The organism is Aerosakkonema funiforme FACHB-1375, assembly GCF_014696265.1.
GTDB classification, from domain to species: Bacteria; Cyanobacteriota; Cyanobacteriia; order Cyanobacteriales; family Aerosakkonemataceae; genus Aerosakkonema; species Aerosakkonema funiforme_A.
On record NZ_JACJPW010000083.1, the window covers coordinates 1 to 26,891 of the forward strand.

At 44.9% G+C, this 26,891-nt stretch carries 18 protein-coding genes and 1 pseudogene; 5 read left to right on the forward strand and 14 right to left on the reverse strand.

Annotation, left to right across the window (positions count from 1 at the left end; translation table 11 throughout):
* Window positions 1–62: 62 nt before the first annotated feature.
* The 5 genes from map to H6G03_RS26040 all read right to left on the reverse strand — a co-directional run bounded on the left by map (window position 63) and on the right by H6G03_RS26040 (window position 6,353).
* On the reverse strand, window positions 63–887 hold the full coding sequence (map, locus tag H6G03_RS26020; RefSeq protein WP_190470799.1) for a type I methionyl aminopeptidase: 825 nt from the start codon (window positions 885–887) through the stop codon (window positions 63–65).
* A 273-nt stretch (window positions 888–1,160) separates the two neighbouring features.
* Entirely contained in the window at window positions 1,161–1,892 is a 732-nt protein-coding gene (locus H6G03_RS26025; protein WP_190470800.1) for a sulfite exporter TauE/SafE family protein, read from the reverse strand.
* Between the two features lie 202 nt (window positions 1,893–2,094).
* Entirely contained in the window at window positions 2,095–4,962 is a 2,868-nt protein-coding gene (locus H6G03_RS26030; protein ID WP_190470805.1) for a M16 family metallopeptidase, read from the reverse strand.
* Window positions 4,963–5,300: 338 nt separating this feature from the next.
* Window positions 5,301–5,744 (reverse strand): VOC family protein, encoded by a 444-nt coding sequence (locus H6G03_RS26035; protein WP_190470808.1) that lies wholly within the window; start codon window positions 5,742–5,744, stop codon window positions 5,301–5,303.
* Window positions 5,745–5,846: 102 nt separating this feature from the next.
* Window positions 5,847–6,353 (reverse strand): TIGR02652 family protein, encoded by a 507-nt coding sequence (locus H6G03_RS26040; protein ID WP_190470867.1) that lies wholly within the window; start codon window positions 6,351–6,353, stop codon window positions 5,847–5,849.
* A gap of 325 nt (window positions 6,354–6,678) precedes the next feature.
* Here H6G03_RS26040 and H6G03_RS26045 point away from each other — a divergent pair, with 325 nt between their 5' ends.
* The 3 genes from H6G03_RS26045 to H6G03_RS26055 all read left to right on the forward strand — a co-directional run bounded on the left by H6G03_RS26045 (window position 6,679) and on the right by H6G03_RS26055 (window position 11,113).
* Window positions 6,679–7,230, forward strand: coding sequence for a gamma carbonic anhydrase family protein (locus H6G03_RS26045; protein WP_190470871.1), 552 nt, complete (start codon window positions 6,679–6,681; stop codon window positions 7,228–7,230).
* Between the two features lie 278 nt (window positions 7,231–7,508).
* Window positions 7,509–7,634: a photosystem II protein Y gene (locus tag H6G03_RS26050; protein WP_456057585.1), complete on the forward strand. Its 126-nt coding sequence runs from the start codon at window positions 7,509–7,511 to the stop codon at window positions 7,632–7,634.
* Between the two features lie 374 nt (window positions 7,635–8,008).
* The gene (locus H6G03_RS26055) at window positions 8,009–11,113 is read left to right on the forward strand and encodes an MFS transporter (RefSeq protein ID WP_190470814.1); all 3,105 of its coding nucleotides are present in this window, start codon (window positions 8,009–8,011) and stop codon (window positions 11,111–11,113) included.
* A 92-nt stretch (window positions 11,114–11,205) separates the two neighbouring features.
* On the opposite strand, the gene H6G03_RS26060 is transcribed toward H6G03_RS26055, so the two are convergent.
* A complete protein-coding gene (locus tag H6G03_RS26060; protein ID WP_190470817.1) occupies window positions 11,206–13,341 on the reverse strand; it encodes a tetratricopeptide repeat protein in 2,136 nt (711 codons plus the stop codon).
* 412 nt (window positions 13,342–13,753) lie between these two features.
* Between H6G03_RS26060 and H6G03_RS26065 the strand changes: the two genes are divergently transcribed.
* On the forward strand, window positions 13,754–15,046 hold the full coding sequence (locus H6G03_RS26065) for a Mur ligase family protein (protein ID WP_190470820.1): 1,293 nt from the start codon (window positions 13,754–13,756) through the stop codon (window positions 15,044–15,046).
* On the opposite strand, the gene H6G03_RS38275 is transcribed toward H6G03_RS26065, so the two are convergent.
* From H6G03_RS38275 to H6G03_RS26085, 5 genes and pseudogenes are all read right to left on the reverse strand, one after another.
* Window positions 15,015–15,701 carry a response regulator transcription factor gene (locus H6G03_RS38275; RefSeq protein ID WP_242056866.1) on the reverse strand — a complete coding sequence of 229 codons (687 nt, stop codon included), beginning with the start codon at window positions 15,699–15,701 and terminating at the stop codon, window positions 15,015–15,017. The genes H6G03_RS26065 and H6G03_RS38275 overlap by 32 nt on opposite strands.
* Before the next feature lie 84 nt (window positions 15,702–15,785).
* Window positions 15,786–16,655: pseudogene (locus H6G03_RS39345) on the reverse strand (histidine kinase dimerization/phospho-acceptor domain-containing protein); the annotation flags it as partial.
* Window positions 16,656–16,667: 12 nt separating this feature from the next.
* Window positions 16,668–17,951, reverse strand: a complete 1,284-nt coding sequence (locus H6G03_RS26075; protein WP_190470826.1) for a GAF domain-containing sensor histidine kinase — start codon at window positions 17,949–17,951, stop codon at window positions 16,668–16,670.
* 134 nt (window positions 17,952–18,085) lie between these two features.
* Entirely contained in the window at window positions 18,086–18,802 is a 717-nt protein-coding gene (locus H6G03_RS26080) for a DUF4079 domain-containing protein (RefSeq protein WP_190470829.1), read from the reverse strand.
* A 100-nt stretch (window positions 18,803–18,902) separates the two neighbouring features.
* Entirely contained in the window at window positions 18,903–19,280 is a 378-nt protein-coding gene (locus tag H6G03_RS26085) for a hypothetical protein (protein WP_190470833.1), read from the reverse strand.
* Window positions 19,281–19,537: 257 nt separating this feature from the next.
* Here H6G03_RS26085 and H6G03_RS26090 point away from each other — a divergent pair, with 257 nt between their 5' ends.
* On the forward strand, window positions 19,538–20,554 hold the full coding sequence (locus H6G03_RS26090; protein WP_190470836.1) for a DMT family transporter: 1,017 nt from the start codon (window positions 19,538–19,540) through the stop codon (window positions 20,552–20,554).
* A gap of 83 nt (window positions 20,555–20,637) precedes the next feature.
* On the opposite strand, the gene H6G03_RS26095 is transcribed toward H6G03_RS26090, so the two are convergent.
* The 3 genes from H6G03_RS26095 to H6G03_RS26105 form a co-directional block, all read right to left on the reverse strand.
* Window positions 20,638–21,933, reverse strand: coding sequence for an ABC transporter substrate-binding protein (locus tag H6G03_RS26095; protein WP_190470838.1), 1,296 nt, complete (start codon window positions 21,931–21,933; stop codon window positions 20,638–20,640).
* Between the two features lie 75 nt (window positions 21,934–22,008).
* On the reverse strand, window positions 22,009–23,226 hold the full coding sequence (locus H6G03_RS26100) for an RNA-guided endonuclease InsQ/TnpB family protein (RefSeq protein WP_190470839.1): 1,218 nt from the start codon (window positions 23,224–23,226) through the stop codon (window positions 22,009–22,011).
* A 393-nt stretch (window positions 23,227–23,619) separates the two neighbouring features.
* Complete coding sequence (locus H6G03_RS26105) at window positions 23,620–26,646, reverse strand: glycerol-3-phosphate acyltransferase (RefSeq protein ID WP_190470843.1); 3,027 nt, start codon at window positions 26,644–26,646, stop codon at window positions 23,620–23,622.
* Window positions 26,647–26,891: the final 245 nt, after the last annotated feature.

Sequence of the window (26,891 nt, forward strand, 5' to 3'; positions counted from 1 at the left end):
CCCCTAGCCCCTAGCCCCTCTCCCCTCTTCCCTAGCCCCTAGCCCCTAGCCCCTAGCCCCTCTCAAACCTTGTCCCGATCGGTCAAAATCTCGTAACCGTCTTCGGTCACCAGTACCGTATGCTCAAACTGGGCAGACAGAGAGTTATCTACCGTCACCGCAGTCCACCTGTCTGCTAGAATGCGCGTAAACTTAGAACCTGCATTCACAATTGGTTCGATCGCCAATGTCATTCCCGCACGCAGCTTCACATTCGGCATCTCGCGGGTGCGGAAGTTAAACACGGAGGGTTCTTCGTGCAAGTTGCGACCTACCCCGTGTCCGGTAAAATCTTCGACTACTTTGAAGCCGTTTGCTTCTACACAATCCTGAATCGCACCGGCAATATCCATCAAATAATTTCCGGCTTTGACTTGCGCGATACCTTGATAAAGTGCTTCTTCCGCGACTCGAATTAATTTAGCTGCTGCCGGCGTTACTTCACCTACTGCGATCGTGATGCAAGAATCGCCGTGAAATCCTTCGTAGTAAGCTCCCGTATCTATTTTTACAACATCTCCCGTGCGAATCACTTTTTTCGGACTGGGAATACCGTGTACTACTTCGTTATTAATACTGGAGCAGATAGAGCCAGGAAATCCGTGGTATCCTTTGAAACTCGGTGTAGCTCCCATTTCCCGAATTCGCTTTTCTGCGTAGGCGTCCAAATCTGCCGTTGTCATCCCAGGCGCGATCGTTTGGGAGATTTCTTTTAGCACTGTGGCGACAATTTTTGCCGCCTCTCGCATGATTTCAATTTCTCTTGGCGACTTAATTTCAATTCCTCTACGTTTTTTCGGGCTGGGAGATGAAACGGTTTGCGAAAGTAAATTGGTGAGAATATTCATCAAAAAATCTCCGTTCGTTTGGGAAATTGTGTAACTTTAAACAATCAGCAAAACTGGGGAATCAAACAGTTAGATTAATACTCAAAAAGACCGATGAGAAACTCTTCCCATCAAACTTTAATCGCAATATCTCGTTGCCTGCGGCAGTTTCTATTTATCAACTTAACCGATATTTCTGCTACTAGGCAGAAATGCCCCGGTTTGAGCGATACAAATACCGACTCTGCTTGGGCTCCGGCTGGAATTAACCTAAGCATAATATATGTAATGTACTTAATGATGGTGATGATGGTGATGAAGATCTGGTTGGTTGTCGGATGTTCCTGGCAAGCTGGTGGGATGCAATTTGCCCAATAAAGCGCTTTGAGGAGGTGCAGGCAGCCAGCCTAATTGATATACTCCCATCCACAGGGTCAGACAGCCCAATACTACCATTACCATTGCGGCATAGCGTTCCAGTTTGGGAATTTTGAGTCGTTGAATGAGGATACCAAAGCCTACCATAGCGGGCATTGTACCCAATCCAAAAATGAACATTCCTACAGTAGCGATCGCTAGAGGTTGGGTAATGGCAAGACTGAGAGCCATTGCGATCAAACCGCAAGGAATAAACCCCAACAGCACTCCTAATGGATAGGTACGGTACCAAGTGTTACTTTCGTACAAAAGCCCAACACTTTTCTGGTACCACTTGTATTGCTGGAGGGAAGGCAGCTTTCTAGGTAATAGGTTCAGCTGTCCTAACCCCATGTATATCATCACCCCGCCAGCTAGTATCAACAGCGTTGCCCGCAATCCTAACAAGCTTTGGATAATTTGACCGAAGCTACCAGCTAAAAATCCCAGCAAGGCATAGGTGGTGGATCTACCCAGACCGTAAAGTACGTGAGAATACCAACTATTTTTTCTTGGCAAAGTGTAGCTTACGACCAAAGGGCCGCACATCCCGACACAGTGACCGCTCCCAATAAAACCGAGGATAAAAAATAGGTAGAGGCTGAGCATTTTTAGCACCTTAATTGGCCGGAAAAAAGTCAAAAGAAAGGGCGTCGGGGTTAGGAGTTAGGGGAGAGGGAAGAGGGAGTGGGGGAGTGGGGGAGCCAAAAGTCAAAAGTCAAAAGTCAAAAGTCAAAAGTCAAAATTCTTCCCACTCCCTCTTCCCTCTTCTCTCCCTAGCCCCTAACCCCTAACTCCGACGCCCTTTTAGCTACCGCGCTGCCGCAGAAGCGCCCCCAGCAATTGATGGCCCTGCGGTCACAACAATTAAGTTATCCGGTTGCAGTAAATCTTTGGCTACCCGGTTAACTTGTTCGGGAGTAACTGCAAGGATTTTACGGGGAAAATCGCGAATTTCTGCACTCGTGAGCCCATAAACTTCGTTCATCAGAATTTCTGATGTTAAATTGTCGGGGTCTGCCAGTTCGACACTATAGCTGCTGGAGAGCGAACGCTTTGCTGTATCTACTTCGGTAGGAGTGACGCCTTGAGAATGAACATCTTGTAATAGAGCGATCGTGCTAGCGATCGCTTTATTTGTATCTTCCGGTGCTGTTTGCATATTAATCAAAAACAAACCGGGTTGCTCTCCTGCTTGGAAGGCACTATAAATGCCGTAGGTGAGACCTTGGCGATCGCGAATTTCCGTTCCTAAGCGACTCGATAAGGTATCGCCACCCAAAATTTGATTTAACACCAAAGTGGCGTAGTAACGGGGGTCTTGTCGATTGATTCCCCGATATCCCATAAACGTGATCGCCTGTGTTTTACCGGGTATGACCGGATTCAAACGGACAAGTTTTTCCGGTAAGGGTACGCTGGGAAAATTCAGTTTTGGCAGATTGCCGCTAGCTTTCCAGCTGCCGAATTGAGTTTCGATCAGCGATCGCACTTCTTGCGGTGCAAAGTTGCCCACCAAAGTCAGTACGGTAGTATCGGGGCGATAATGTTGCTTGTAAAAGCCCATGATATCTCCCTCGCTAATCCGCTTGAGACTATCGTAGGTGGGATAGGCATGGAAGGGATGAACTTCCGGGTAAACGGTTTGTTGCAAAGTCCGATATGCCAAGTAATCTGGGCTATCCAATCGTTCTTTCAGATCTGTTATCGCCCGCTGACGGCTCAGTTCCAGCTGATCTTTAGGAAAGTTGGCGTTTTGCAGCACATCAGCTAACGTCGCAATTAAGGTGGGCAGGTCTTTTGATAAACTGTACCCATCGACGCTGACACCTTCTCTAGCTGCACCGAAGTCCAGACTCGCGCCTCGGTCTTCTAAGGTTTTCGCCAGAGTCAGGGCATCTTTTGTCTTCGTACCGTTCATCAAGTTTTCTGCTGTCAAAGCAGCTGTACCTGCCGATGCTGGCAGATCGAATTCTGTACCGGCTTGGATATAGCCGCTCAGGGTGACGGTGGGAGTGCTGCGATCGCGCATGAGCAAGACTTGCAAACCGTTACTGAGTTTAAATGATTCTGGCAGCGATCGAACTGTGGATATGGTAGATGTCGTAAACTCAGGCAGATATTTTGCTAACTCGGCTGGGTCTACTGGTTGCCCTAGATTGAATTGTTCGCTTGTTTGGCTGCTACTTGTGCCTCCCCCGCCGCCATCAGCTGTCAGCTCGGTAGGTTCAAAGTAACCGACGGTGCGATCGGATTGTTGGAGGTATTTTTTGGCTACTCGCTGTACATCGGCGGCGCTCACATCGGCAATTTCTTTCAGCAAGCGCTCGGTGTATCTATAGTCACCCGTACTGGTTTCGTCATCGCCCAGCTGCATAGCTTGGGCAGTGATTTCGCGGTTGCTCAGGATTACGGCGGCGCGGAATTGCGCTTTGGCGCGGTTGAGTTCTTCCTCTGTGACGCTTTTATTTTGCAAGTCGGCGATCGTTTGTTGAAGAACTCGGTCAATTTCTATCAGTTTACGGTTTGGCGCTGCTGTGGCAGAAAGTTGATACCAACCACCTGAAATCAAGTTGGCCGCATAGCCTCCCGCATTGCTAGCCAGACCCGATTCTACCAGAGCTTGATAAACGCGAGAACTGCGCCCCCCGGTCAAGATGTAATCCATCACCTTCAGCGCCGCTACATCGGGATGATTGGTGGGTGGGAGCGGATACACTATCTGCAATATAGGTGCGCTCCCCGCTTCCCGCAACATAATGGGAGACTTAGAACTGGGGAGAGTGGGAGTGGGGGAATCTAATGGTACATTTTCTGTCGCGCTCCCACTCTCCTGTTGTTCCCCTCGATTGGGCAAATTACCAAAAATTTCTTTAACTAACTTAAGGGTGGGTTCGGTTTCGATATCTCCCACAATTACCAAGGTAGCGTTATTGGGGCTGTAGTACTTGTGATAGTAATACTGTACCTGCTCGACGGTAAACTTTTCTACATCTGCTTTGGTGCCGCCTACTGGTAAACCATAGGGTTGTGTGGGGAAAACCGATCGCATCACTGCCCTTTCTAACCGATAATCAGGCGAATTTTCGTACCCTTGCAACTCGGAAATCACCACGCGCTTTTCGCTGGCAAGTTGCTCTACATTGATGAGGGCGTTTTGCATCCGGTCTGCTTCCAATTCCAGCATCGCCCGCAGTTTGTCTCGTTCTACAGTACCGAAATAAGCTGTTTGGTCGTAGCTGGTGAAAGCGTTGGAGTTACTTCCCAAGGCGTTGAACAGCCGTCCGAATTGAATCGGGCGATCTTTGGTGCCTTTGAACATCATATGTTCTAACTGGTGGGCAATCCCGTTTACTCCGGGTTCTTCATTGCGGGAGCCCACTTTATACCATACCTGCACTGTTACAACGGGAGCGGTATGCACTTCTTTGGTTAAAACGGTGAGCTGATTTTCCAGAACCGTTTTGCGGACGTTTTCTGTCAGTGAAAGGGATGTTTCATCCGCTGACATTGCTGCCGCTACTTGCCCAGACGGAGCAGCTTTTGCGATATTGGGGACGGTAGCGGCAAGTGGCTGAGTATTGGTAACCTCGCCTGAAAACAGCAGCACGGCGCTTAGGCAGAGGCTAAACAAGAATGTGGGAATGCGATATTGACGCCAATTGCTCAAAAACGACATAAATCTTCTACAAATCCAGGCTTAAATTTTTATTCGATCGCGTCAGCGCCCTGAATATCTTCTAGTTTGCCACTGGAAACTCATGGACAAGGATGGGAGGCTTTACCCCTCCCAGCAATGTTAAGAGTTTTGTTAACTTTTGGTGGCCGATTGTTTTTATTTTCAGTTAATTTTATGACAATTTGGACTAAAAAATCGGAAATATATTTTGACTTAGGGGTTAGGGGTTAGGGGTTAGGGGTTAGGGAAGAGGGAAAAGGGGAAATTTTGAATGATTGACTTTCAACTTTTGACTTTTAACTTTTGACTTTTAACTTTTGACTTTTGACTTTTGACTTTTAAATTTCCTTATCCAAAACGCGGATAAACTCCAAAGGCAGTCCGTCTGTATCGGCGATGAAGGCAACTTCGTAAACTCGATCGCCTATCATTTGTTGAGTCGGTTCGAGTAGAACTTTCAACGGTTGAATTTGGTTTTGGTTCTCTTGCGACGCTTGGGTAAAGCGTTCTTGCAGATTTTTCAACCAGCTAGGCAAATCTTCTGCGGTATTAGTGAGATCGAAAGATAAATGATAATATCCAACATAATGTTCGTCCTCAAAAGCGTCCGGTGCAGGTTTCGGTTCGGGAATTTGAATCAGTTCGATGCGTCCCCCCAATCCTTCCATCCAGCAAGCTAGAGTGTAACCGGTCGTAAAGCGTTCGCAGACGATAAATCCCAACTGTTCGTAAAAAGCGATCGCTTTATGAATATTCGCAGTACGGATCGAAGCGTGGTGCATCTTGCGATTTTAGATTTTAGATTTTAGATTGAATAATTGCCGATTAAAATTACATCTGCAATTTTTCAATCTAAAAATTGAAATTACCCGCTCGCCGATTATTTATTCAAACAAGCGAAAATAAGGATATCTCACCGGCACCCCAGGCTCTTTTTCTAGGTCAAAATTAATGACCTCCCAGCAGGGTTCGTCCTTGGGGTCGGGGCTAAAATCTACCGGCAAACCGTAGAGTCGAGGACGAGCTGAATCCGACTGTCCGCGCCAAGGCGTGCTGCGTTCCAAGTAACCGCCGATCAATTCTTGATAGCGTCGAGCAATAATTACTCTTGTGGCTCGGTATCCTTGAGTGTAAAGTCGGTCTAGCGCTTCGTGGATTTCAAAGCGAATCCCATCGGGATGGGTGTGCTGTCTGTACCACTCATTATTCCACTGTCGCCATTGCCGACCGGACTGGAGATGGATGAGTTCGCCCGTTTTCGGGTTAGCCTCAAAGGCACCATGACGCGGACACAAGTAGGTATCCGTCAGTGTTAGCGCCGGTATGGTTTGGCGACAGTGAGGACACTGAATCTCCGGGCCAAATATGGGGTATTGCAAGCCTGGATTCATCATGAAGTGCGTATGGGCATAATATTTTTGAGGGACGGTGCCAGTTTATTTATTTTGACATTCCCGATCGCCTAATAGGGATGGGATTGTTAGGTTCAGACCGCTCTTACCCAAGAAACGATCGCAACTTGACGCTCTCATATCTGGGTAACGGCGGGCTAGTCCTTAAGACTTTACCAGCTGCTCAGATCGAAGTTTCCCAGTGCTTTTGGGTACTTCTAGTGCAAGCTTAACATCTTTACTGCGCTCTCATCTCAACCAGACTGACAGGATGACTATTTTGGCAGAGCCAGTTGTACATACTATATTAATTACCGTAAACAATATGAGCGATCGATTGTCTTCTCTTCCATCCTACTGGCCTCCCGTCAATATATCCCAAGCTGCTTTTGTCGCCTCAAATGCAGTTGTCTTGGGCCAAGTCTACCTAGATGTGGGGGTCAGCATCTGGTACGGCGCTGTGGTGCGCGGGGATGTGGAACGTATTGAAATTGGCAAATGCAGCAATATCCAAGATGGAGCTATTTTACATGGCGATCCGGGTCAGCCTACCATTTTGGAAGATTATGTCACGATCGGACATCGCGCCGTGATTCATTCAGCTTACATCGAACGCGGTAGCCTCATCGGTATCGGTGCGGTGGTACTGGACGGAGTACGGGTGGGTGCTGGTAGTATTGTCGGTGCTGGTTCTGTAGTAACAAAGGATGTCCCGCCAAAATCCCTGGTTGTCGGCGTTCCCGCCAAAAAGTTACGGGATCTCTCTGAGGCGGAAGTTGCGGAACTGATCGAACACGCCCAAAAATATGAGAAGCTGGCCTTAGTCCATGCTGGTAAAGGCACGGATTTGGGTTTCTGGAAAGGGGCTAGGGGCTAGGGATTAGGGGCTAGGGACTAGGGGGGAGGAAAGAGGGAAAAGATTAATTCTCTCCCTTTCCCCTTTCCCTTTTCCCTTTTCCCTTTTCCCTTTTCCCTCTTCCCTCTCCCTCTTCCCTAGCCCCTAGCCCCTAATCCCTAGCCCCTAATCCCTAGCCCCTAATCCCTAGCCCTAGCCCCTTTCCAATCATAAAATCTCTCAGGGGACTGGAAATTTAGATCGATTCGTCGCAAAATATAAGAAAATGAAAAACAATTCATAAATCTTTAAGAGGGGAACTGGACATGGATTGGCGTTTACTCATCGTTCTACTACCACTTCTACTTGCAGGAGGTTGGGCAGTGCGTAACATTCTCCCAGCAGCGCTCAAACAAGTTCAAGCTTTTTTGAACAAGGAAGCCTAATCTGAGGGCGTCGGCGCTAGAAAAGTCAAAACTAGAAAGAAAAAAGGGGTGAGGGCGTCGTGTATTGGGGAAAAGAAAAGAATATCCCCACTGTCCGGCTCCCTGACCCTTATTTGTTGATTGAGGAAAGCTGGTCGCTCCACCAAATTGAATATCACAAAAGAAATAGATAAAAACTTTTATTTCTAGAAAAAATAGCCTCAAATTACTGCTTAAGAACTAGATATTAAGTGCCATAAGTACAAAAACTTTCAACCCAACGGTGGAGGTTTTTTTTTACTGTAATTGCCAACGTGAAAGGGTATTCAATTCTACATTTTATCATCGCGCAAAATTCGTTTTGCGTCGGTTTGAGCATTGATGAGGAAAATATCATGTTTCATAATGCAGAAATTGTGTTGGGATTGGAGGGCAAATCGCTGTCGATCGCCCAAATTCCCACTACAGAAGAAGTAGCAGTTATCTTTTCGAGTCCTCAGTTTTTTGTAGCGTTGAGCGCAGGAATATTGATGGCTTTTGCCTTTCAATTTTTATTAACAAATTTGTCGCTGGCAGCTAAGTTTTCCGATCGAGACGATGCGATCGACTTGGATGCGGACAATGAAGATAGCTGGGGCAAAAAGTTTCGCCAAATTGAAGCAAAAGTAGGCGCTTGGGCTTTATTAACTGTCAATACGGCTTTGTTTATCGCTTGCTTTTTGGCAGTTAAGTTGAGCTTGGTTAATAGCATCACTTTAGGTGCTATAATCGGTGTTGCCATCTGGTCTGGTTACTTTTTGTTGCTCGTTTGGATGAGTTCTAATGCTGTTGGTTCTTTAGTCGGTTCCGCAGTTAAAACAGCAACTTCTGGCGCTCAAGGAGTGATGGATATCGCAACGGCAGCTATGGGTGCTGGTGCTACTAACAAACAGATTGTCAATACTGTAGAAGCCTCTGTGGCTGCGGTTCGCAAGGAATTATCTTCTGCGATAGACCCGATCGGCATCCGGAACAATGTTGAAGATTATTTGGGTGATTTGCCATTACCAAAACTAGATTTGAATACGATTCGCGGTGACTTAGAAAGGTTACTCGGCGATGTGGATGTCAGGTCTTTAGCTAATAGCGATGTTTTGCAGAATGTCAATCGCGAAACTTTTGTAGACTTGGTTGCCAGTCGCACCGATTTCTCGAAAAAAGATATCGATCGCGTGGCAGATTTGTTAGCATCTGTTTGGCAGCAATCGTTGAATCGGCAGGTTAAAGATCCGCAAGCTGAATTGGTAAACTATATCAAGTCTGCCAGTCCGGAAGATCTGAAATCGGGCAATTTAACTGCTAGGCTAGCACAAGCGATCGGCGGCAACGGACACGATAAGAAAGAGTATAGCAACGGCGTGATGGACAAAGCCGTACAAGCTGGTGTTGGTGCAGCGATGACGGCTGTTTTGTCAAGAGTAGATCTGTCGGATGCAGATGTAGAAAAGATTTCTTCACAGCTGCAACAACTGGCAGGACAAGCAACAGATAAAGCGCAGCAATTTGGTAATAAGGTAAAAGAAAATTTGCCTTCGCTACCGCAGAGTAACCCGATGCTGGGAGATGTGGAAAATTATATCCTCAATTCCCAACCTTGGCACCTGAATCGAGAAACTATCAAGCAGGAATTCCAAGAAGTTATTCACGATTTAGAAGCTGCACCGGGATTAGTTCGTAAGCAATTGGAACAACTGAATCGCGATAATTTCGTGCAATTCTTGAATCAGCGCGGCGATTTCGATGATGATAGGGTAAATGAAATTGCCGACCAGTTTGAAGAAATTCGCATGGAAGTTTTGAATACTGTTCAAACTGGTGAGTCGGAAGAAAAATTGCAAGACATTCGCAGTCGCATTGAAAATTATCTGCGATCGACTGGTAAGGAAGAGTTGAATCCGGAAGGGATCGAACGCGATTTTACCGCACTTCTAGAAGATCCGGATGCGGGATTTGAGGCGTTGCGCGATCGTCTCGGTAAGTTCGATCGCAATACGTTGGTAGAATTGCTGGGACAGCGCGAAGATTTCAGTCAAGAAGAAGCAGACCAATTGATCGGTCGCTTGGAAGAAACTCGCGATCGCGTCCTCTCGCAAGCACAAGAAGCGCAAGAACAAGCGAAATCGAAAGCGCAAGAACTTCGTCAGCGGGTAGAATCTTATTTGCGCGATACTAATTTGGAAGAATTAAATCCAGATGGGATCGCGCAAGATTTCCAAACGCTGTTTGAAGACCCGCAAGCAGGATTGAAGGCGCTGCGGGAAAGATTATCGCAATTCGATCGCGAAACTCTGGTACAATTGCTGAAGGCACGCGGCGATCTCAATGAAGAGCAAATAAATCGATTTGTCGATCGCATTCAATCGGTACGCGATAACATTCTGCAAGCACCGCAACAAGTTAGCGAGAAAGCTAAGGAACAGTACGATCGACTGATAAATCAAATTGGCGATTTTCTGCGAAACACTAACTTGGAAGAACTCGATCCGGAAGGGATTAAGCAAGATTTTGCCAAACTTTTTGAGAATCCCAAAGAAGGTGCGGTGGCGCTGCGAGAAAGACTTTCCCAAGTCGATCGCGAAACTTTGGTCAAATTGCTGAGTCAGCGAGAAGGCTTGACCGAAGACCAAGTTAATCAGACAATAGATAAAGTGCAAGATGCCATTAACAGTGTTGCCAAACAACCTCGTCGCTTAGCATCTCGCGCCAAAGATAAGGTCTACGATTTCCAAGCAACTTTAGAAAATTACCTGCGAAATACGAACAAGCAAGAACTCAATCCCGAAGGTATTAAGCGAGATTTGCAATTGCTGTTCCGTCATCCCAAAGAAGGAATGGGAAATATTGGCGATCGCTTCAAGCAGTTCGATCGTTCCACCTTGGTATCCCTGCTATCGCAGCGGGAAGATATCTCGTCAGAAGAAGCGAATCAAATTGCCGATCGCATCGTATCTGTACGCGATCGATTCGTCGAACAAGTGCAGAACGTTCAAGGTAAAGTACAATCGGCGCTTGATGGTGTATTCGATCGCATTCGCAATTACTTTAATTCCTTGGAACGTCCCGAACTGGACTACGAAGGAATCAAGCGCGATTTCCGCAAATTGTTTGACGATCCGCAAGCAGGATTTGATGCTATTAAAGAACGTCTGAGTCAGTTCGATCGCGATACGTTAGTTGCCATTATCAGTTCTCGCGAAGATATTTCGGAAGCTGATGCTAATCGGATTATCGATCGAATTGAATTTGCACGCGACAGCGTAATGCAGCGTGCGGAATACCTGCAAGAACAAACGAAGCGACGCATTGAAGATATCAAGCATCAAGCTAAAAAGCAAGGCGAAGAAGCTCGTAAAGCTGCTGCAACTGCTGCTTGGTGGCTATTCGGTACGGCTGTTACTTCTGTGGCGATATCCGCATTGGCGGGAGCAATAGCTGTAGGTGGTTTTAACCTGTTTGGATAAAGGTTTAATTGACATTTAGTTAAATGATAGGCTGGCGAAAGCTGGCCTATTTTTTTGTGCTGTTTTATGATATCCAAACATCTCTAGAATTTTCAATTCTCCATCACTTGTCGTATTTTCTGCACTTGCTTGGGTGCGTCGATTTGTTCGTAAGCTAAAATAGCCGCTTCAAAATTTGTGCGACTATTGTCGATATCTCCCATTTGTTGATAAGTCAATCCTTTTTCATAATAAACTTCTGCCAAATCGCTTTTAGCTCCTATTTGCGCCAACAGTTCTATAGCTTCATCGTGCTTAGCAATGGCGGTTTCAAAATTTTCTAAATTGCGATACAGGACGGCGAAACCATTGATAGCTTGCGCTTTTGGCTGAATGCACTGAATTTTGTCAGCATAAGATAATGTTTGAGCGAATATTGCTAAAGAATTTTCATTTTCTCCTAAATTTCTATATACTATGCCAGCGATATATAAGCTATATACATGACTCCATGTTGTTAAGATAGCTGTTGGTAGTTGGCGATAAAGTCGATCGGCTTTCGCAAACAAAGCAGATGCCTTTTCTCGGTCGTGTTCGGCAAAGTCTTTGTTTGAATATATGACTGCCAAACTGAACCAAGCAAACGCTAAAAATAGCGGGTAGTTAGTTGCTTCGGCTAATGATTCAACTTCTTGGTAAGATTTTATGGCGGCTTCAGTTTCGCCGAGAATGAGTTGACAAGTACTTTGGCATAATAAAGATATTATATTTTGTTGACCGACTTTTAAACAAAGCTTGTCTGTAGCACTATCTTGAGAATGCGATCGCAGGTAATTTACTCCCTTTTCTATGGATATTTGATATAGTTCTATAGCTTTTTTAATTTCACCTAAATGATGGTAATGTCGTCCTAAATAACTGCTTAATATGGTCAAAGAGTATTCGTTTTCAATTTTATCTATTATAGCTGCGCTCTTACAAGCAATATGTTGTATCAAACCAAACCTGTCGAAGGCATAATTAAGGCTTTCTGTTTCCCCCATGCTACTTAACGTAGTGGGCCGATCTTTTAAAATTACTTGACAAGCTAGCTCGAATTCGTTTATTGCTACGTAATGATGATAAGCTTCTAAAGCTTTAAACGCATCTTCGATATCGTCAACTATCTCAACACTTGCAGTCCAAAATTCTGCCGCCTTTTCATTGGCAAACTCCCATTCATCGCTCGCTCTCAGCCTCTTAATAGCTTCGGCGCGAATTACCGAATGCAGCCAATATTCATTTTTGTAGAAATCGATTAACGAGCGATCGCACAGCGCTTTTACAACATATATGCGTTCCTCCGAAGGCACATCCCACAATAAAGAGAAAATTCCTTCTAGGGAGATCGATCGCACATCTTGATAGCGATAGCATCCCAGACGACATAAAAGTTTATAAGCTTGCGGATCGAGCTGTTCCAAGCGGTTAAACTGATTGACAACTAAATTTTCTAAATCTCCTTGAATCAACAAATTATTTTCATTGTCTTGCCAAAAATTATTGCTATCCCCAGACCAATCTTTTTGTATAGTTCCGCTCAAAATTCGCATGGCCTTCGCATTACCGCTATAAGCTAGGTGCATGGCATTTAAACAACGAGGCTCGACAGAGAGATTTTGGTTGAGCAAAAATTGTTCCCACGCACTTATATCCAAACCTGGTAGCCGATAATTTTGAAAATTTACCGCCGATTCTCCCAATCTCTCCCGACTGGTAATTAAAGTCAAGCAATGAACAGAAGCGTCAGCCAGCACTCTCAGTAATTCCACATAATCTCGATGTGCGGGGATAAACTTACCATTTCCATCTAAAGCAGGTTCGAGGTTATCAATTAAAATACCGACTTTTCGATTTGGTTTTCGCAGTTGCATCCTCAACCGTTCTAGAGAAATGCCAAAATCTCTCGCAGGTTCCTCTTGAAAGTGTCTTCTTAACCATTCCTCTACTACACTTCTGGCATTCGTAATATTCTGGGTTTCTTTAGCCATCCAAAGGTCTAGAATTACGTCAAAACCCTGCGTTGCCAAGTACTGACATGACAATACGGTCTTGCCTACACCTCCCTCACCCTGGATGAGAATTATTTTTGTTCCTTGCTTAACCAAAATCTGGAGGTCTGCGATCGCTTTCTCGCGCCCAAAAAAATAAATATTATTAGAAGCTTTTAAATTTTCTTCTAACTGGGTAGAAGAGATAGAATTGGACATGGCTAAATTTCAAGATTTTGGTGTATGCTAAATTCTCACAAGTCTAAATCATTAGACAACTCAGTGACAAGCAAGACAGTCCCCCGGCTTCGCACTTAGAGTGGTAAGCAAAAAGGGTAAATTTGCCGAAATGCTTTCTGGCTAAGAAATTAGCCAGAGAGAGTGTGGCGTTTGGGGAGTAGGGAAAAATAACCATATCTTGCACCCTAGAGCATCTGTCAAGTATTCGCCCATTCAGGCTAAGGAACCGGATTTATTGGCTTAAAAAATCTGAAATTTTCCTATAACTACTCGAAGAAACCCCATTTCTTAAATGATTTGGGACAAAAATAGATTCTCACACCTGATGCCAAAAAACATAATAATATAGTTATTTGTCAGTATAACTCGCCAGTCAGCAGTAAATAATAAAGTGCTTTCACCTGAAAACGCGAACATCGATAATATCCTCAAAGCATTCCAACACTTCGGGGTTAATCTCGGATTAGAACGGATTCAACAACTTCTAGCCGACTTAGGTAACCCCGATCGCCAAGTACCTATGATCCACGTTGCCGGAACTAACGGCAAAGGTTCGGTTTGCGCCTATCTCTCCTCCGTATTAACGGCAGCAGGTTATCGCGTCGGACGATATATTTCTCCTCATTTAATCTCTTGGAACGAACGCATCTGTCTCAACGAAAAACCAATTTCTTCTCAAGAATTACAACAATTACTCCTACAAGTCCAATCCGCTATTAACCCAAATGCAGAATCTCCCACCCAGTTTGAAGTTATCACCGCCGCCGCTTGGTTGTATTTCGCACAACAAAAAGTAGATGTGGCAGTAATGGAAGTGGGATTGGGAGGAAGACTGGATGCAACTAATATTTGTAATTCTCCCTTGGTAACAGTCATAACTTCTATCAGTCGAGAACATTGGCAAGTGCTGGGCCCAACTTTAGCGGATATCGCCAGAGAAAAAGCGGGTATCCTCAAACCGGGATGTCCTGCTGTTATCGGTCAGTTACCGCCAGAAGCAATAACAGTTGTGAAAAACCGCATTCAGGAATTAGGTTGTCCGGCGATTTTCCCAGAACCTGCGATCGCATTACCAACACCAGGGGAAAGATGGGCGGAATATCAAGGAATTCAATATCCTTTACCCTTGTTGGGAGATTTCCAATTGGCAAATTCCGCGTTGGCGATCGCATCCCTCCAACTCCTCCAACAACAAGGTTGGCAAATTTCTCAGGATGCGATCGTTTCTGGGATGGCAAATACTAAATGGCTGGGAAGAGTGCAATGGACAAGTTGGAAAAATCAGCGCATATTAATAGATGGCGCTCACAATCCCGCAGCTGCGATCGTTCTCCGTCAATATGTCGATAGCTTAGATACAAAATCTGTCACCTGGGTAATGGGAATCCTCTCTAGCAAAGATTGTGACGATATCTTCAAAGCCTTACTTCGATCGTGCGATCGATTATTTTTAGTGCCAGTTCCAGACCAAAGTTCTGCTCATCCAGAAGATTTAGCAACTCTCGCTCGTCAGATCTGTCCGGAATTAGCTTTAGTCGCAACTTATCCCGATCTAGTTTCTGGTTTAGAAGCTGCGATCGCATCCGATCCCGGTTTACTTGTTTTGTGCGGTTCTCTTTATTTAATCGGTCATTTCTTAAGTCTCGATCGTCCTACTCCCGCAAACAATAACCCACACCTCTAACTGTGTGAATCAGACGTTTTTCATTACCTTCTTCTAGCTTCAGGCGTAGGTAGCGGATATAAACCTCAATAATATTGGAATCACCCATGAAATCGTAACCCCAAACTTTTTCTAAAATTTGCTCTTTCGTGAGTACCTGACGGGGATGACTGAGGAGGTAGTCGAGTAAATCAAACTCTTTAACTGTTAGTTCGATGCTGCGCTGACCCCGGAATACTTCGCGAGTGCGGCGATTTAAGCTGATGTCTTGAAATTGCCACAAATCTGTTCCATCTTTATCTTCCTTTGTGCGACGCAGATGAGCGCGAATTCTGGCGAGGAGTTCTTCAATGCTGAAAGGTTTCACAACATAATCATCAGCTCCTGCATCCAAACCTGCAACGCGATCGCTCACTTCATCTCTTGCTGTGAGCAAAATTGCTGGTGCTTTAATACCTGTTGTCCGCAAACGGCGACAAAGTTCAACTCCCGTCAGTCCCGGTAACATCCAGTCTAAAATCAGCAGATCGGGTGCAGTCTCTCGTGCTAGTATCAGACCGCTCATACCGTCGTGCGCCACGCTGACGCGATACCCCTCGCTACACAATTCTAATTCGATAAACCGAGCTAGCTTAATTTCATCTTCGACTAAGAGAATGTGTGCAGTTGGGGTCATGGCGGTTCTATCTCCACTCGCACAAGATAAACTTTCCATTAGTTCTGGCTGATGCTTGTAGTTTTGCGGTTGATTTTCCCTTGCTCGATCGAGTAAGTTCTGTAAAATTTGTACCATGCGTTCGGCTTCTTGGGTAGCTGTTTGCAGTGCTTGACGTTGAAAATCGGTCAAATTGTTACCGCGACGCAGCAAACTTTGCAGGTATCCGTAAACCAAGCTGAGCGGTGTACGCAGTTCGTGGGAAATGCGATCGGCAAAATGTTTTTGTTGCTCTTTCACATCATTAACAACAACAGTGAGTTCTCCTACTTCCCGTTGGAGTAGCTGGTTGAATTGACGAAAAGGCTGAACGGATTGTGCCAGGATATAAGCTGTCAGTATGATTAATGTGGGGAAAAATAGTCCGATCCCGATTGCCAAATTGCGGATAATTGCGGCGGCGTCTAATTGTAATTCCGTCACATCTTGTGCGATATACAACTGGCTACCTCCTGACAGTGCTTTGCTTGCGATCGTCAAGTGATATCCAGCCATTTGATAGCGTCGAAATTGAGCGGGTAAAAGCTGAAGAGACATCAAAGTAGGTTGAATATTTTTCAGCTTTGAATTCAACTGTTTGGACTGCACCATCACTTTGCTATCTGCTTGCTTGACCCAAAACCACATGGTTGGAGATGACCACCGATCTACCATTGTTTGCAATGTATCTAACGAATCGGTAAATTCGTTAGTGTCTTCCATGTCTTTAGCAAAGTGAGTCGCTGCTAAATTTACCGTTTGTTGAGAGGTTGTCATTAATAAGCGATCGACTTTCCAGCTTGTCCAGATTGCCATACTCACCAAAACTGGAATTACTATCAGCAATATTTTTATAGTTATGCGGAACAGTAGAGAGTCGTAATTTCTCCAGGTGACTTTAATTATTTCTATAAGTTTATTAATTAGCTTTCCCATTGCTTTATAAATTCATAGTTTATTATTGGTTGATAAAGGAATGTAAATACTAGCGATCGTCCCCGTTTCTCTAGCAGACTTAATCGAAAATATGCCGTTGTGAGCATCTACAATTCGTTTGACGATCGCCAGTCCTAAGCCAGTTCCTCCAGATTTTGTAGAACAGAATGGTTGCGTTAGTTTCGGTAAAATATGAGATGGAATGATAGTACCGTCATTACGAATTTGGAGGCAAGCTTGTCTCAAATCTTTACTTAGTTCGACTTCACAGGTAACCGCTTCTCCGGGTGCGATCGCTTCACATCCATTCCGCACCAAGTTAATCAATACCTGCTTTAGTTTATCTTTATCTCCCATAATTGTAACTCCACTTGATGTCGGGATAAACTCTATTTTTCGTTCCACTGCTTCAGGCATTTCCCTCAGAACAGAGAGCATTTTTTGAATTAACGAATTTAGCTCTATTTCTTCTAATTGTAGGATTTGAGGTTTGGCATAATGTAAAATTTCGTTCAACAAATTTTGCAGCCGATAAGCTTCATCAATTGCTAAAGCAACTCTTTCTCTATCTGGCGCGGTAACAGACTTTTTCTTAAAATAATTTAAACCCATCATTATCGTAGTGACAGGGTTGCGGATTTCATGCACGATCGTCGCCGCAAATTCCCCGATTGCTGCCAATCTTTCCTGTTCGATTAATTTAGTTTGAGTGGCTCGCAGTTCCTCAGTGCGTTTCGCGACTTCCGCTTCTAAAACTTCATTAAATTGTCGCTGCTGCTGATAGAGATTGTAATCATTAATTGCCGTTGCCGCTCGTTCGGCAAATAACTCTGCCACCCGCATTTCTTCTTCTAAAAAATGACGAGATAACACACAGAAAGAGCAAATTGTTCCGATAACTTCCCCTTGGGATGTGCGAAGGGGAACTCCCAAATAGGAGGCGTATCCTTCTGGAGGTTGGCCATACTCTTGACAAGCTAAAGCATCTTCTACAGCTAGTGTTTGTCCGCTTCGCACTACAGTCTCGGTCAGCAATCCGTGTAATGAATAAATATGCTCTCCTTCCCCCATATCTAAGCTGCTTGCCATTACTTTTTCTTTGCCATCCTGACATAGCGTGACAACAGACCAGTCGAGTCCAAGTAGCTGACTTAAGCCGGAGGCAATCTCGTGCAGGTAGCGATCGAGTTCGCCAGCGCGATAGTTAAGAGAAGATAAAACTTCCAGAATCCGCTGGGCCTGCTGCCAAGCACGAGGACTGCCTAACGCGATGTCATCTCCTGAAGGTAGAGTCATAGTGAATGTTTGGGGGTACGAAAACTCGCACAGAGCGATCGTCTATTTATCTGTAGAGTTTCTTAGCTATTTATTACCCCTATTGAAAACTATTTCTCTCCTTTTTTAGCTTTTTTTTATAAATTACTGGCGAACTATGGCTGGGGCGTCGCCGTCGGACAAGATTTGTTCGCAAAATCGCACTGATAAATATAAGGTTCTTGCCAGCTTAATGGAATTTCTAACAAATCCCGCGCCCCTGTGATTGCCTGCCCTAAAAATAAAGCTAATGCAATCGAGTTTAACACTGTATGCACAATTCGCCAGCGATTTGTCTTGTCTCGGTAAATTTCCGGAACGATCGCTAAAGAAAAAATCATGAGTAGAGCAGCAATTATCCCATAATAGTAATGGGAAACAAACCATTCACTATCGCGCCGGAAAACTCCTTCTTGAAATCCTAAAATTACTAATCCCGCACCTGTTAGAGTTGCAAAAGTTCCTCGCCACAATTTATTACTAGCTCTTTGCAGGAAAAAAAGAGCAGCTATGGTTGCCACAAACATCAAAACGATAAAGCCAACTTGTAAAGGTTGTTCAATCCAAGTTTGCTTCGCCAATATATGTTTGATAAAAATTGAATAAGCTAGTGCAATTAAGGTAATTCCTACAACTGAAATTGCCAGATACCGACCTAACTTCAGATGTTCCTGTCCGGAGATAGGAGGAATTTTACTTTTACCCCCACTGGCATTTTGTAGTCGCCTTTGTCTGACTTGCCACGCTAAATTAATGACATTGCCAATCAGGGGATAGACAACGATCATGGCGATCGCCGGATGGATAAGAGCGATCGCATCCTTCAATTCCATACTAAACCTCGCAATAGTGAATGTGGATTTAAAAATGAATAGTAGGTAGTATGTACAAACCACTAATGGCTAATTTCCAACCACCTACTACCGATTAGAATTACTTCACTTCACTAGCCATAAATGCGTTAATTCGACCTTTTCTGACCGCAACGACGACATCGTAAGTAGCGCAGTAAGCGATCGTAACATCATTTGCTTTGTTGTAGAGATTAACTACCATACCCGCACCACCCGGTTGAACGGCAATTGGTTCTAGGTCGCCAAAGAAGAAACGGCGGAGTTGGTCGCCACTACCAAACTGGCCTTTATTTTTGATCAGCATATCAATTTTTTGTTGACTGCTCAGACCAGTAGCATCTTTCATTTCTTGCGCTGATGCTTCAAACAATGAAGGATTCAGATTTTTTAATGGGTAACCCGTAACGGTGACTAAACCAACGATCGTAATACTTGCAAGGATGGGAGCTAGTTTCATGGCTGATATCCTGGTGGTAAAAATGAACTACAGCAACTTAAAAATGCTTGAATACTTTCTGTTTAGGGTTGTCAGTTCGATTTATCGATCCAACTATCTGAAGCATAAACAGTCCATCTGAGGCGGATATGAAGTATGTCTGAAAGTTCGCTGAATCTTAGTTTAAGGATAAATTATTAAATTCTCAGCATTTTCTCAGCTAACTTTGTCATACTCAAAAACGAACAAATATCAATATTTTTTTGACAACCAAAACTATGAGCTTTATTAATAAAATTCCGGGACAAGCTTATTTGTGGATAGCAGTTATTTTGTTTGCTGCATCTAACTCAATTGTGCGTAAACTAGCTGAAGTCGGCGAGCAACATCTAGTAGCAGGCAGAAATCCCATTTCTCCTTGTAATGTTTTATTTGTTAGCAACATTTGTGCTTTACTTGTTTTGCTCGTCATCAACTATCGCCACTTAAAGTTAGACTTATTGAAGCAAATTTCCCGCCGAGAATGGCTAGCAACGATCGCAGTTGCTATTTTATCGGGAGCGCTGGCTCCCGGTTTTATCTTTCAAGCGCTAACTCTGACAAGAGTGACTAATGTCATTTTAATCGGAAGAATTGAGCCTCTGCTGATTTTGCTGTTATCAATTTGGTTGTTTAAAGAACGGCTCGATCGTTGGGAAATAGGAGGAGCTTTAATTTGCTTTATAGGCGCTATTCTCAGTTTTCAATTCCAAAGTATGGGGATGGGGAGTACAATTGGCTTTGGCAGGGGTGAGTTTTTAACTTTGATAGGAATATGTGCTGGAATGAGCGGAAATATTATCAGCAAAGCTTTCCTAACTCGCATTGCTCCGGAAATTCTTACTATTGTGCGTATGGGAATAGCCACAATAGCATTTTTTTGTCTCGCTATGTATCTTTATGGCAGCGAACATTTTGCCGAGGCATTTTCACCATTTCTATGGCAGTGGATGTTAGTTTACGGTGCCCTAATCGTAGCGATCGGTCAATTTTGTTGGTCTAAAGGATTAACAAATTCTAACTTATCTCAAGCTTCTTTAGCAAATTCTTTTAGTCCGATTGCGGGCGTTATCGCAGCTTACTTTATTTTGAATGAAAAACTGACTCTAGGCGACTCTATTGCCATTAGTGCGATCGTCTGCGGTTTACTTTTAAGTCAGATGGGAATTAGGCGGAGAACTTTAGTCGCCACCCGCATGACGCATTTAAATGCTGTCAGACAAGCCGAAACTGGGCTTGGTTTTAAGGGAGTTTAACACTCTCCAAAAATTCTTGTGGGGTAGGTATCCTGCCTGCCTTTCTTATCCTTTTCTGGAGAGGTCTATTAAATGCTTAGCACTTATCGATCGTTCCACTCCTTCGCCGCATCCGCCACAGCTTGTTCCACCGACTTCTCACCCAACATCGCCGCCTGCAAATTATCGTAAATTAACCGTTGCAGCACATTTACATTCTTCATCGTCGGCAGCAAAACTTCCGCCTGTTTCATTTGATTGGCGCTGACAACACGCGCCTTATCCGCAGACGTAGCATTAGGCGGAACAGTTTTGAAATAATTATCTTGCAGCGCCTTCACCGTCGAAGGCAAAGTATTAGCAGCTTTAGCAAAAGCCAACTGATTTTCATCATCAGTCACAAACAAAGCGAACTTCAGCGCCGCATCAGGTAGATCTGTATCGCGAGGAATCGTCAAATTCATTACCGCCACGCTTTTTTTACCAGTTTTTCCAGTAATTTGGGGTGCAGGAACAGAAACTTTGGCGATCGCAGGCGCATTTTTGGCGATCGTACTCAAAAATTGGGCACCCGATCGCAGCAAAGCCGTTTCCCCAGCTTGGTAAAGTTCGATCGCACGCCTGTGTCCTTGCGTCAAAGCTTCTTTCGGTAACAAACCATTTTTATATAAATCTACCCAATATTGAAACGCCGCCTTACCTTCCGGAGTATTAAACGCCGCCTTACCTTCTGCATCCACCAGCTGTACACCCATCTGCACAAAAGATTCCAGCACCTCCGCCGAATCTCCCGGTACAAACGTTACAAAAAACGCATACTTACCAGTCTTATCCTTCACCTGTTTAGCTAGATTTGCCAACTCTTCGTAAGTAATCGGCGGCTTGGTAATACCAGCTTGCTTAAACAAATCTTGATTGTAAATAGTAATATCTGTCGCCAAATACCAAGGAATACCAAAACTCTTCCCGTCGAACGTACTAGCCTTCCAAATATTCGGTAAATAAACTTGCCGTTCCTGAGTGGAAATCTTACTATCCAAATCCAGCCAAGCATTGCGAGCAGCCAACTGAGAAGCAAAATCTGGATTCAAGTTTACCACATCCGGAGCAGTCTTCGCCGAAACCGCCGTCAGAATTTTACTCTCCATCGCCGACCAAGGTACATCTACCCAACGCACCTTCACACCTGGATTTTTCGCCTCAAAACTAGCAATCAACTGATTGAAGTAATCTGTAAATTGAGGCTGCAACTGCATCGTCCAGAACTCAACCTCTTGGCGATCGCCAGTTGTAGTTTGCCTACTTACCACATTGCCACTGCTGCAACTAACTGCCCAGCTTAGCAACAACCCCAACAGCGCAAAAATTCCCCAACGTTTCCAAGTTTTATATCCGCGCATCGCCAGCTTGATTCCACTTTTCCTACAATTGACATCCTCCCCGCCCTACTGAGTTGAGGGCGGGGATTCCCTTCATCACTGAAGGGATTTCCTGGTTCTACGAGCAACCTTACCAGTCTGGGTTTCCCCATCCTCGCAGCGGATCATCTCATCCCCAGGCGTCACTTTCCGTCTGCCCGACGGTAGTTGTGCAAGACCTATTAACGCTTTTATCAAAATGTTTTTAGCAGCGTTAGTGTCACGGTCATCTAAGTAACCGCAGTGTGAGCATTTATGGGTACGAGTCGATAAAGCTTTCTTAACCTCATGCCCACAGTTCGAGCAATTTTGGGTAGTGTAATGAGGTGCAACAGCAATTACTGGCACATCAAACACTTTCCCAAAATACTCTAACCATTCTCTAAACAATGTCCATGCTGCATCACTTATGGATTTGGCTAGATGATGGTTTTTAACCATGTTCCGCACTTTTAGGTCTTCAATGGCTACCAAGTCGCTAGACTGGACAAGCGCCCTTGCAGTCTTAACCGCAAAGTCTTTACGCCGCCGTTGTACCTTGAGATGCACTCTACCTAACTTCTTAATGGCTTTGAGACGATTCTTGTCACCCTTAGCCCTACGAGAAACACGCGATGAAGCCCGTTTTAATGCCTTTTCAGATTTCCTTAAAAACCGAGGGTTCTCTACTTTATTGCCTTCTGAGTCAGTGTAGAAATGGTTTAAACCAACATCTATGCCCAGCATTTTGTTTGTGGCAACACGCGGCTCAATTCGTTCTTGGTCGATGGAAAACTGGACGTAATATCCATCAGCCCGACGAACTACACGAACTCGCTTTATTTGCTCTTTTTGATAAAAATGCAAATCACGACTACCCCACATTCTAAAGGTTCCAGCTTTAAAGCCATCCCTAAATGTAATGGTTAATCGATCGTCCGATAATACCCATCCATCAACCTTGTATTCAACAGATCCGTGGGTTTGATGTTTTTTGAACTTAGGAAAGCTTTTCTTGCCTGGAACTTGCTTTTTGCAATTATCAAAGAATCTAGCAATGGCACTCCACGCCCTTTCTGCACTAGCCTGACAAGCTTGAGCCGAGAGTTTCTTGCACCATTCAAATTGTTCTCTGAGTACCTTGCAATATTTGTTGAGGTCATACTTATTGACCCCTTTGTTATCCATCCAGTACCGAAGACAGGAATTCCGCACAAAACGAGCAGTACGAATCATCTCGTCTAAAATGGCGTACTGCTCGTTTGTTCCTCGTAATTTTGCCTCGAATACTAGCATGGTTTACTTAATTCCTATGCCATATATTTTAGCATAGGATACGGAGATTGTAAAAAGCAGGCATATTGAATACCTGCTTTTTACTTGGGGGAGTCCATGTATCCCCACCCTACTCCACTTCGTTCCGTTGAGGATGGGGTTCTATAGCTCCCCCAAACCCCCACAACTGATAGTTCGCAAATTGATTGTCACCAACAAATCGTATCAAATTCCCGTTTTTTTGGTATAATAGAAACTCCTCTAATCATACTTGTATCCAAATGCTTCGCCCTGCCTTTTGGAAAGGTTGTACATATAAGTTATCTGTGGGGGCGGGTGAAGCATTCAGATTGTTATATTTCCGTTGGCTGCGATCGACTGTCGCCCGAATGCGAAAGCCCCTACAGGATTTGGTTATTCAAGTATTTCGACTGTTCCTCTAGTTCCATCGATTCGCACTCGCTGTCCGTTTCGCAATAGACGAGTGGCATTGTGGATATCCATGACTGCGGGAATGTTATACTCGCGAGCAACGATCGCACCGTGCGATAAACGCCCACCCACTTCTGCTATCAATCCACCCGCACGCGCTAACAGGGGAGCCCAGCCAGAATCTGTGTATTCTACCACGAGGATGGTATTTTTGTCAACTTCGCCAAGGGCTTGCAAATTTCGCAACACTTTCACCCGACCCTCGACTTGTCCGGGACTGGCGGCTATTCCTTGCAGTTGTTGGCTGGGTTCGCTGACGCCAATTCTGAGCATAGCAGCTGGGGGTGCATTGCCGTACACCACTGGCGGTACTGTTTCCAATTGTCGGTCTTGTTCGAGTTGCGATCGCCTCTTTTGTACCAACTGCGCCAATTCCTCGGCGATTGTTCGATCTTCTTCAGCGATAAAGCGGCGAATTTCGGATAATTCCAGGAAAAAAATGTCACCAGCTTGCTTAAGCACACCTGCATCTAAGCAGATTTGTTCTAGCGCGATAAAGTTCCAGCGCAGTTCTGCCAGCAACTGGCTGTAAACTTCCGTCACCCTACCTTTGAGATCTAAACGACGCTGTAGAGAACTTTGTGTTTTGCGTTGCGATTTTTGAGTAGAAGAATGTTGTTGGGAATCGGAAGGAGGATTAAAAACAAACTGTGCAAACAATTCCCGAACTGGACTGGGGTCTTCTTTCCAAGTGGGAACGGCAATATCGGTGCCTACATCGCTGAGATAGCCGTATTTGTCTAAAAATTCGTCAAATTGTTTTAAAATTGAGTCACCATCCGGAATTTCCGCTAATCTGGCAAACAGGGTAGGCGCAAAATCTCGATCGCTTTCCACATTGTTTAATTGGGATTGGGATAGCAGATGACGAGCTGCATTCGCAAGTTCCCGGAGTCTTCGCAAACTCGCAACTTCCGGCGTCTGACCGGCATCCAATTCGGCATCTTTAACCTTTAGTATTGCCTGCCGCAATGCCAAACTCAAAGGTGCCAAAATACTGTAAAATGTAGCACGCTTGAGTAAATCGAGGATGAAGTCGATCGTTTCTAGGATTGCTTGCGGGGAGAAGTGAGGGAGAGTTGCCGGTCGTCCTATTTTTGGCCGACTTTGGCTCAATTCGGCTAAAGCAGGTGCAAAATATCGCCGATAATCTCGTTGAAAATCTTTTTCCAAACGCAATTCGCGACCCAACAGGCGGAGTAATCCCGGCACATTTTGCCAAGTGGAACGCCAAGGTGGTTTGCTAAATTTAGCACCTCTAGTTAAAAATTCCAAACTTTCGGCAGGTAATCCCATTCGGCGAAAAATTTGTCCTAACAAAGTAGCATTAAAATAAGCGCGAGAGTAATGCAAAGTTGCCGTTTCGTTGAAATCCAAACCACGCGCCCGTTTATCTAAAACTAAGGTAAAAATTTCTCCCCAAACGCCACAAGTGAGAGGACGGTTAATCGACCAAGTGAGGGGGCGAATCAATCCTGGAATCACTTCGGCGGCAATTTTGCGCGTCCAAATAGGAGATAAATTAGTAATGGGACGCGATTGCAAAATCCACAATATTTCGCCATCGTAACTCCACTCGATATCTTGCGGGATACCGTGATAGCGATTTTCCAATTCTCGCGCCAGAATAGCCACTTGTCGAATTAACTTTTGGGGAACATCTCCTTCGCCTTCCACAACTACTTCTGCGTTTTGAGTGGGAGAGGAGGGAAGTGGGAGATTTTCTCGCTCTTTGACAATAACGCGATATTGTTCTGGCGTGACTTTACCGGAAACTACTCGCGAAGCAGCTCCGGGTAAAGCTTCGATCGCCACCGCATCCCCATGTCCTAAAATAGGATCGCGGCTGAACGCAACTCCAGAAAACGCACCAGAAACTTGTTTTTGAATTACCACCGCCATACTCGCTTCTGGGAGATATCGCTGTTGGCGATAATCAACCGCACTCGGTAAATTGTAAGAAGCTTGACAGCGCAGAATTGCCTGTTGCAAAGCTTCTCGACTGGTAACATTTAATATAGTTTCATACTGTCCAGCCGCAGAAGCAAGTTCGGAATCTTCCCCAATCGCAGAAGAACGCACCACCAAAGGCGATGTGGGAGAAGGTTGCAAAGATTCTATCAAAGGTGCGGAGTCATCTCCCGGCGGTAATACCCATCCATCCGGCACCGAGTAGCCCCAGCGTTTTAATTGAGATAGAGTGGCAGCTTTTTGTCCGACTTTAGACGTATCGAGCTGTTGGTCGAGAGAAATCATAGCTTTGTCGCCGCGAAAAAAGCGAAACATTTTTTCAGAATCCGCCTGTCCTGCTTCTGGGCGCAGATCGAGATCGTCGGGTATCTTTTTATATATCCAGCCGATTAACATCGCCAAAGATATCGCGACAAAGATGCGATCGTACTCGTGGGGATGCAATAATGCCAACATCAGCGGAAACAGAATCAACACTGCTATCCTTCCCGCACTGCGTTCCCGCAAAATTGTAAAGCTGATTCCCCCAATCAAAAACACCAATCCCGCCACCCGGACATCGTGGAAAACAAAACCCCACACTACATTAGTTGTACCGGCACCTTTCCCCATCCAGTATCGCCCCATGACCAAAGCCACCAAAGCGATTAATTCCCACGTCGCCGATGGCGATATGACTGTTTCCGGGTGAAATAGTCCTCGCGTCAGCATTTCCCACACCGAGTCCCCTGGCTGAAAGAAAGCACGCGCCATCATTACAGCCGCGATACCTTTTCCCGCTTCCGACAGCACAGCTAGAATACCCGCCAGAGTCCCCCCGTGGTAAAATGCTGCTTGCACGCCGATATTGCCAGTGCCAATTTCTCGCAGCTTTCGCCGCTTCAGTGCGTAGACTATCCATCCTGTCAAAGGCAGTCCCCCCAACAGCGGACAGATAATCAAAATCAGCAGTACACCCCAAACTTGCGTCAGTGTCATGATGCAGTCGAGTTACAAATCATAAATTTATATATATTTTGGGTTTCGTTACCTCAACCCAACCTACAGTTTACTTAACTTTTGACTCCCCCACTCCCCCATTCCCCTATTTACAGCGGACGCATCACACTTTAGGCTGAATTATGAGCGATCGCCATTCATCTGTAACTCGTCATCGCTCAGCAGTCAGCCTCATAAATCGGCATAGCAAAAAATTCGATCGCCAATCGCCTTTTCACTTATAA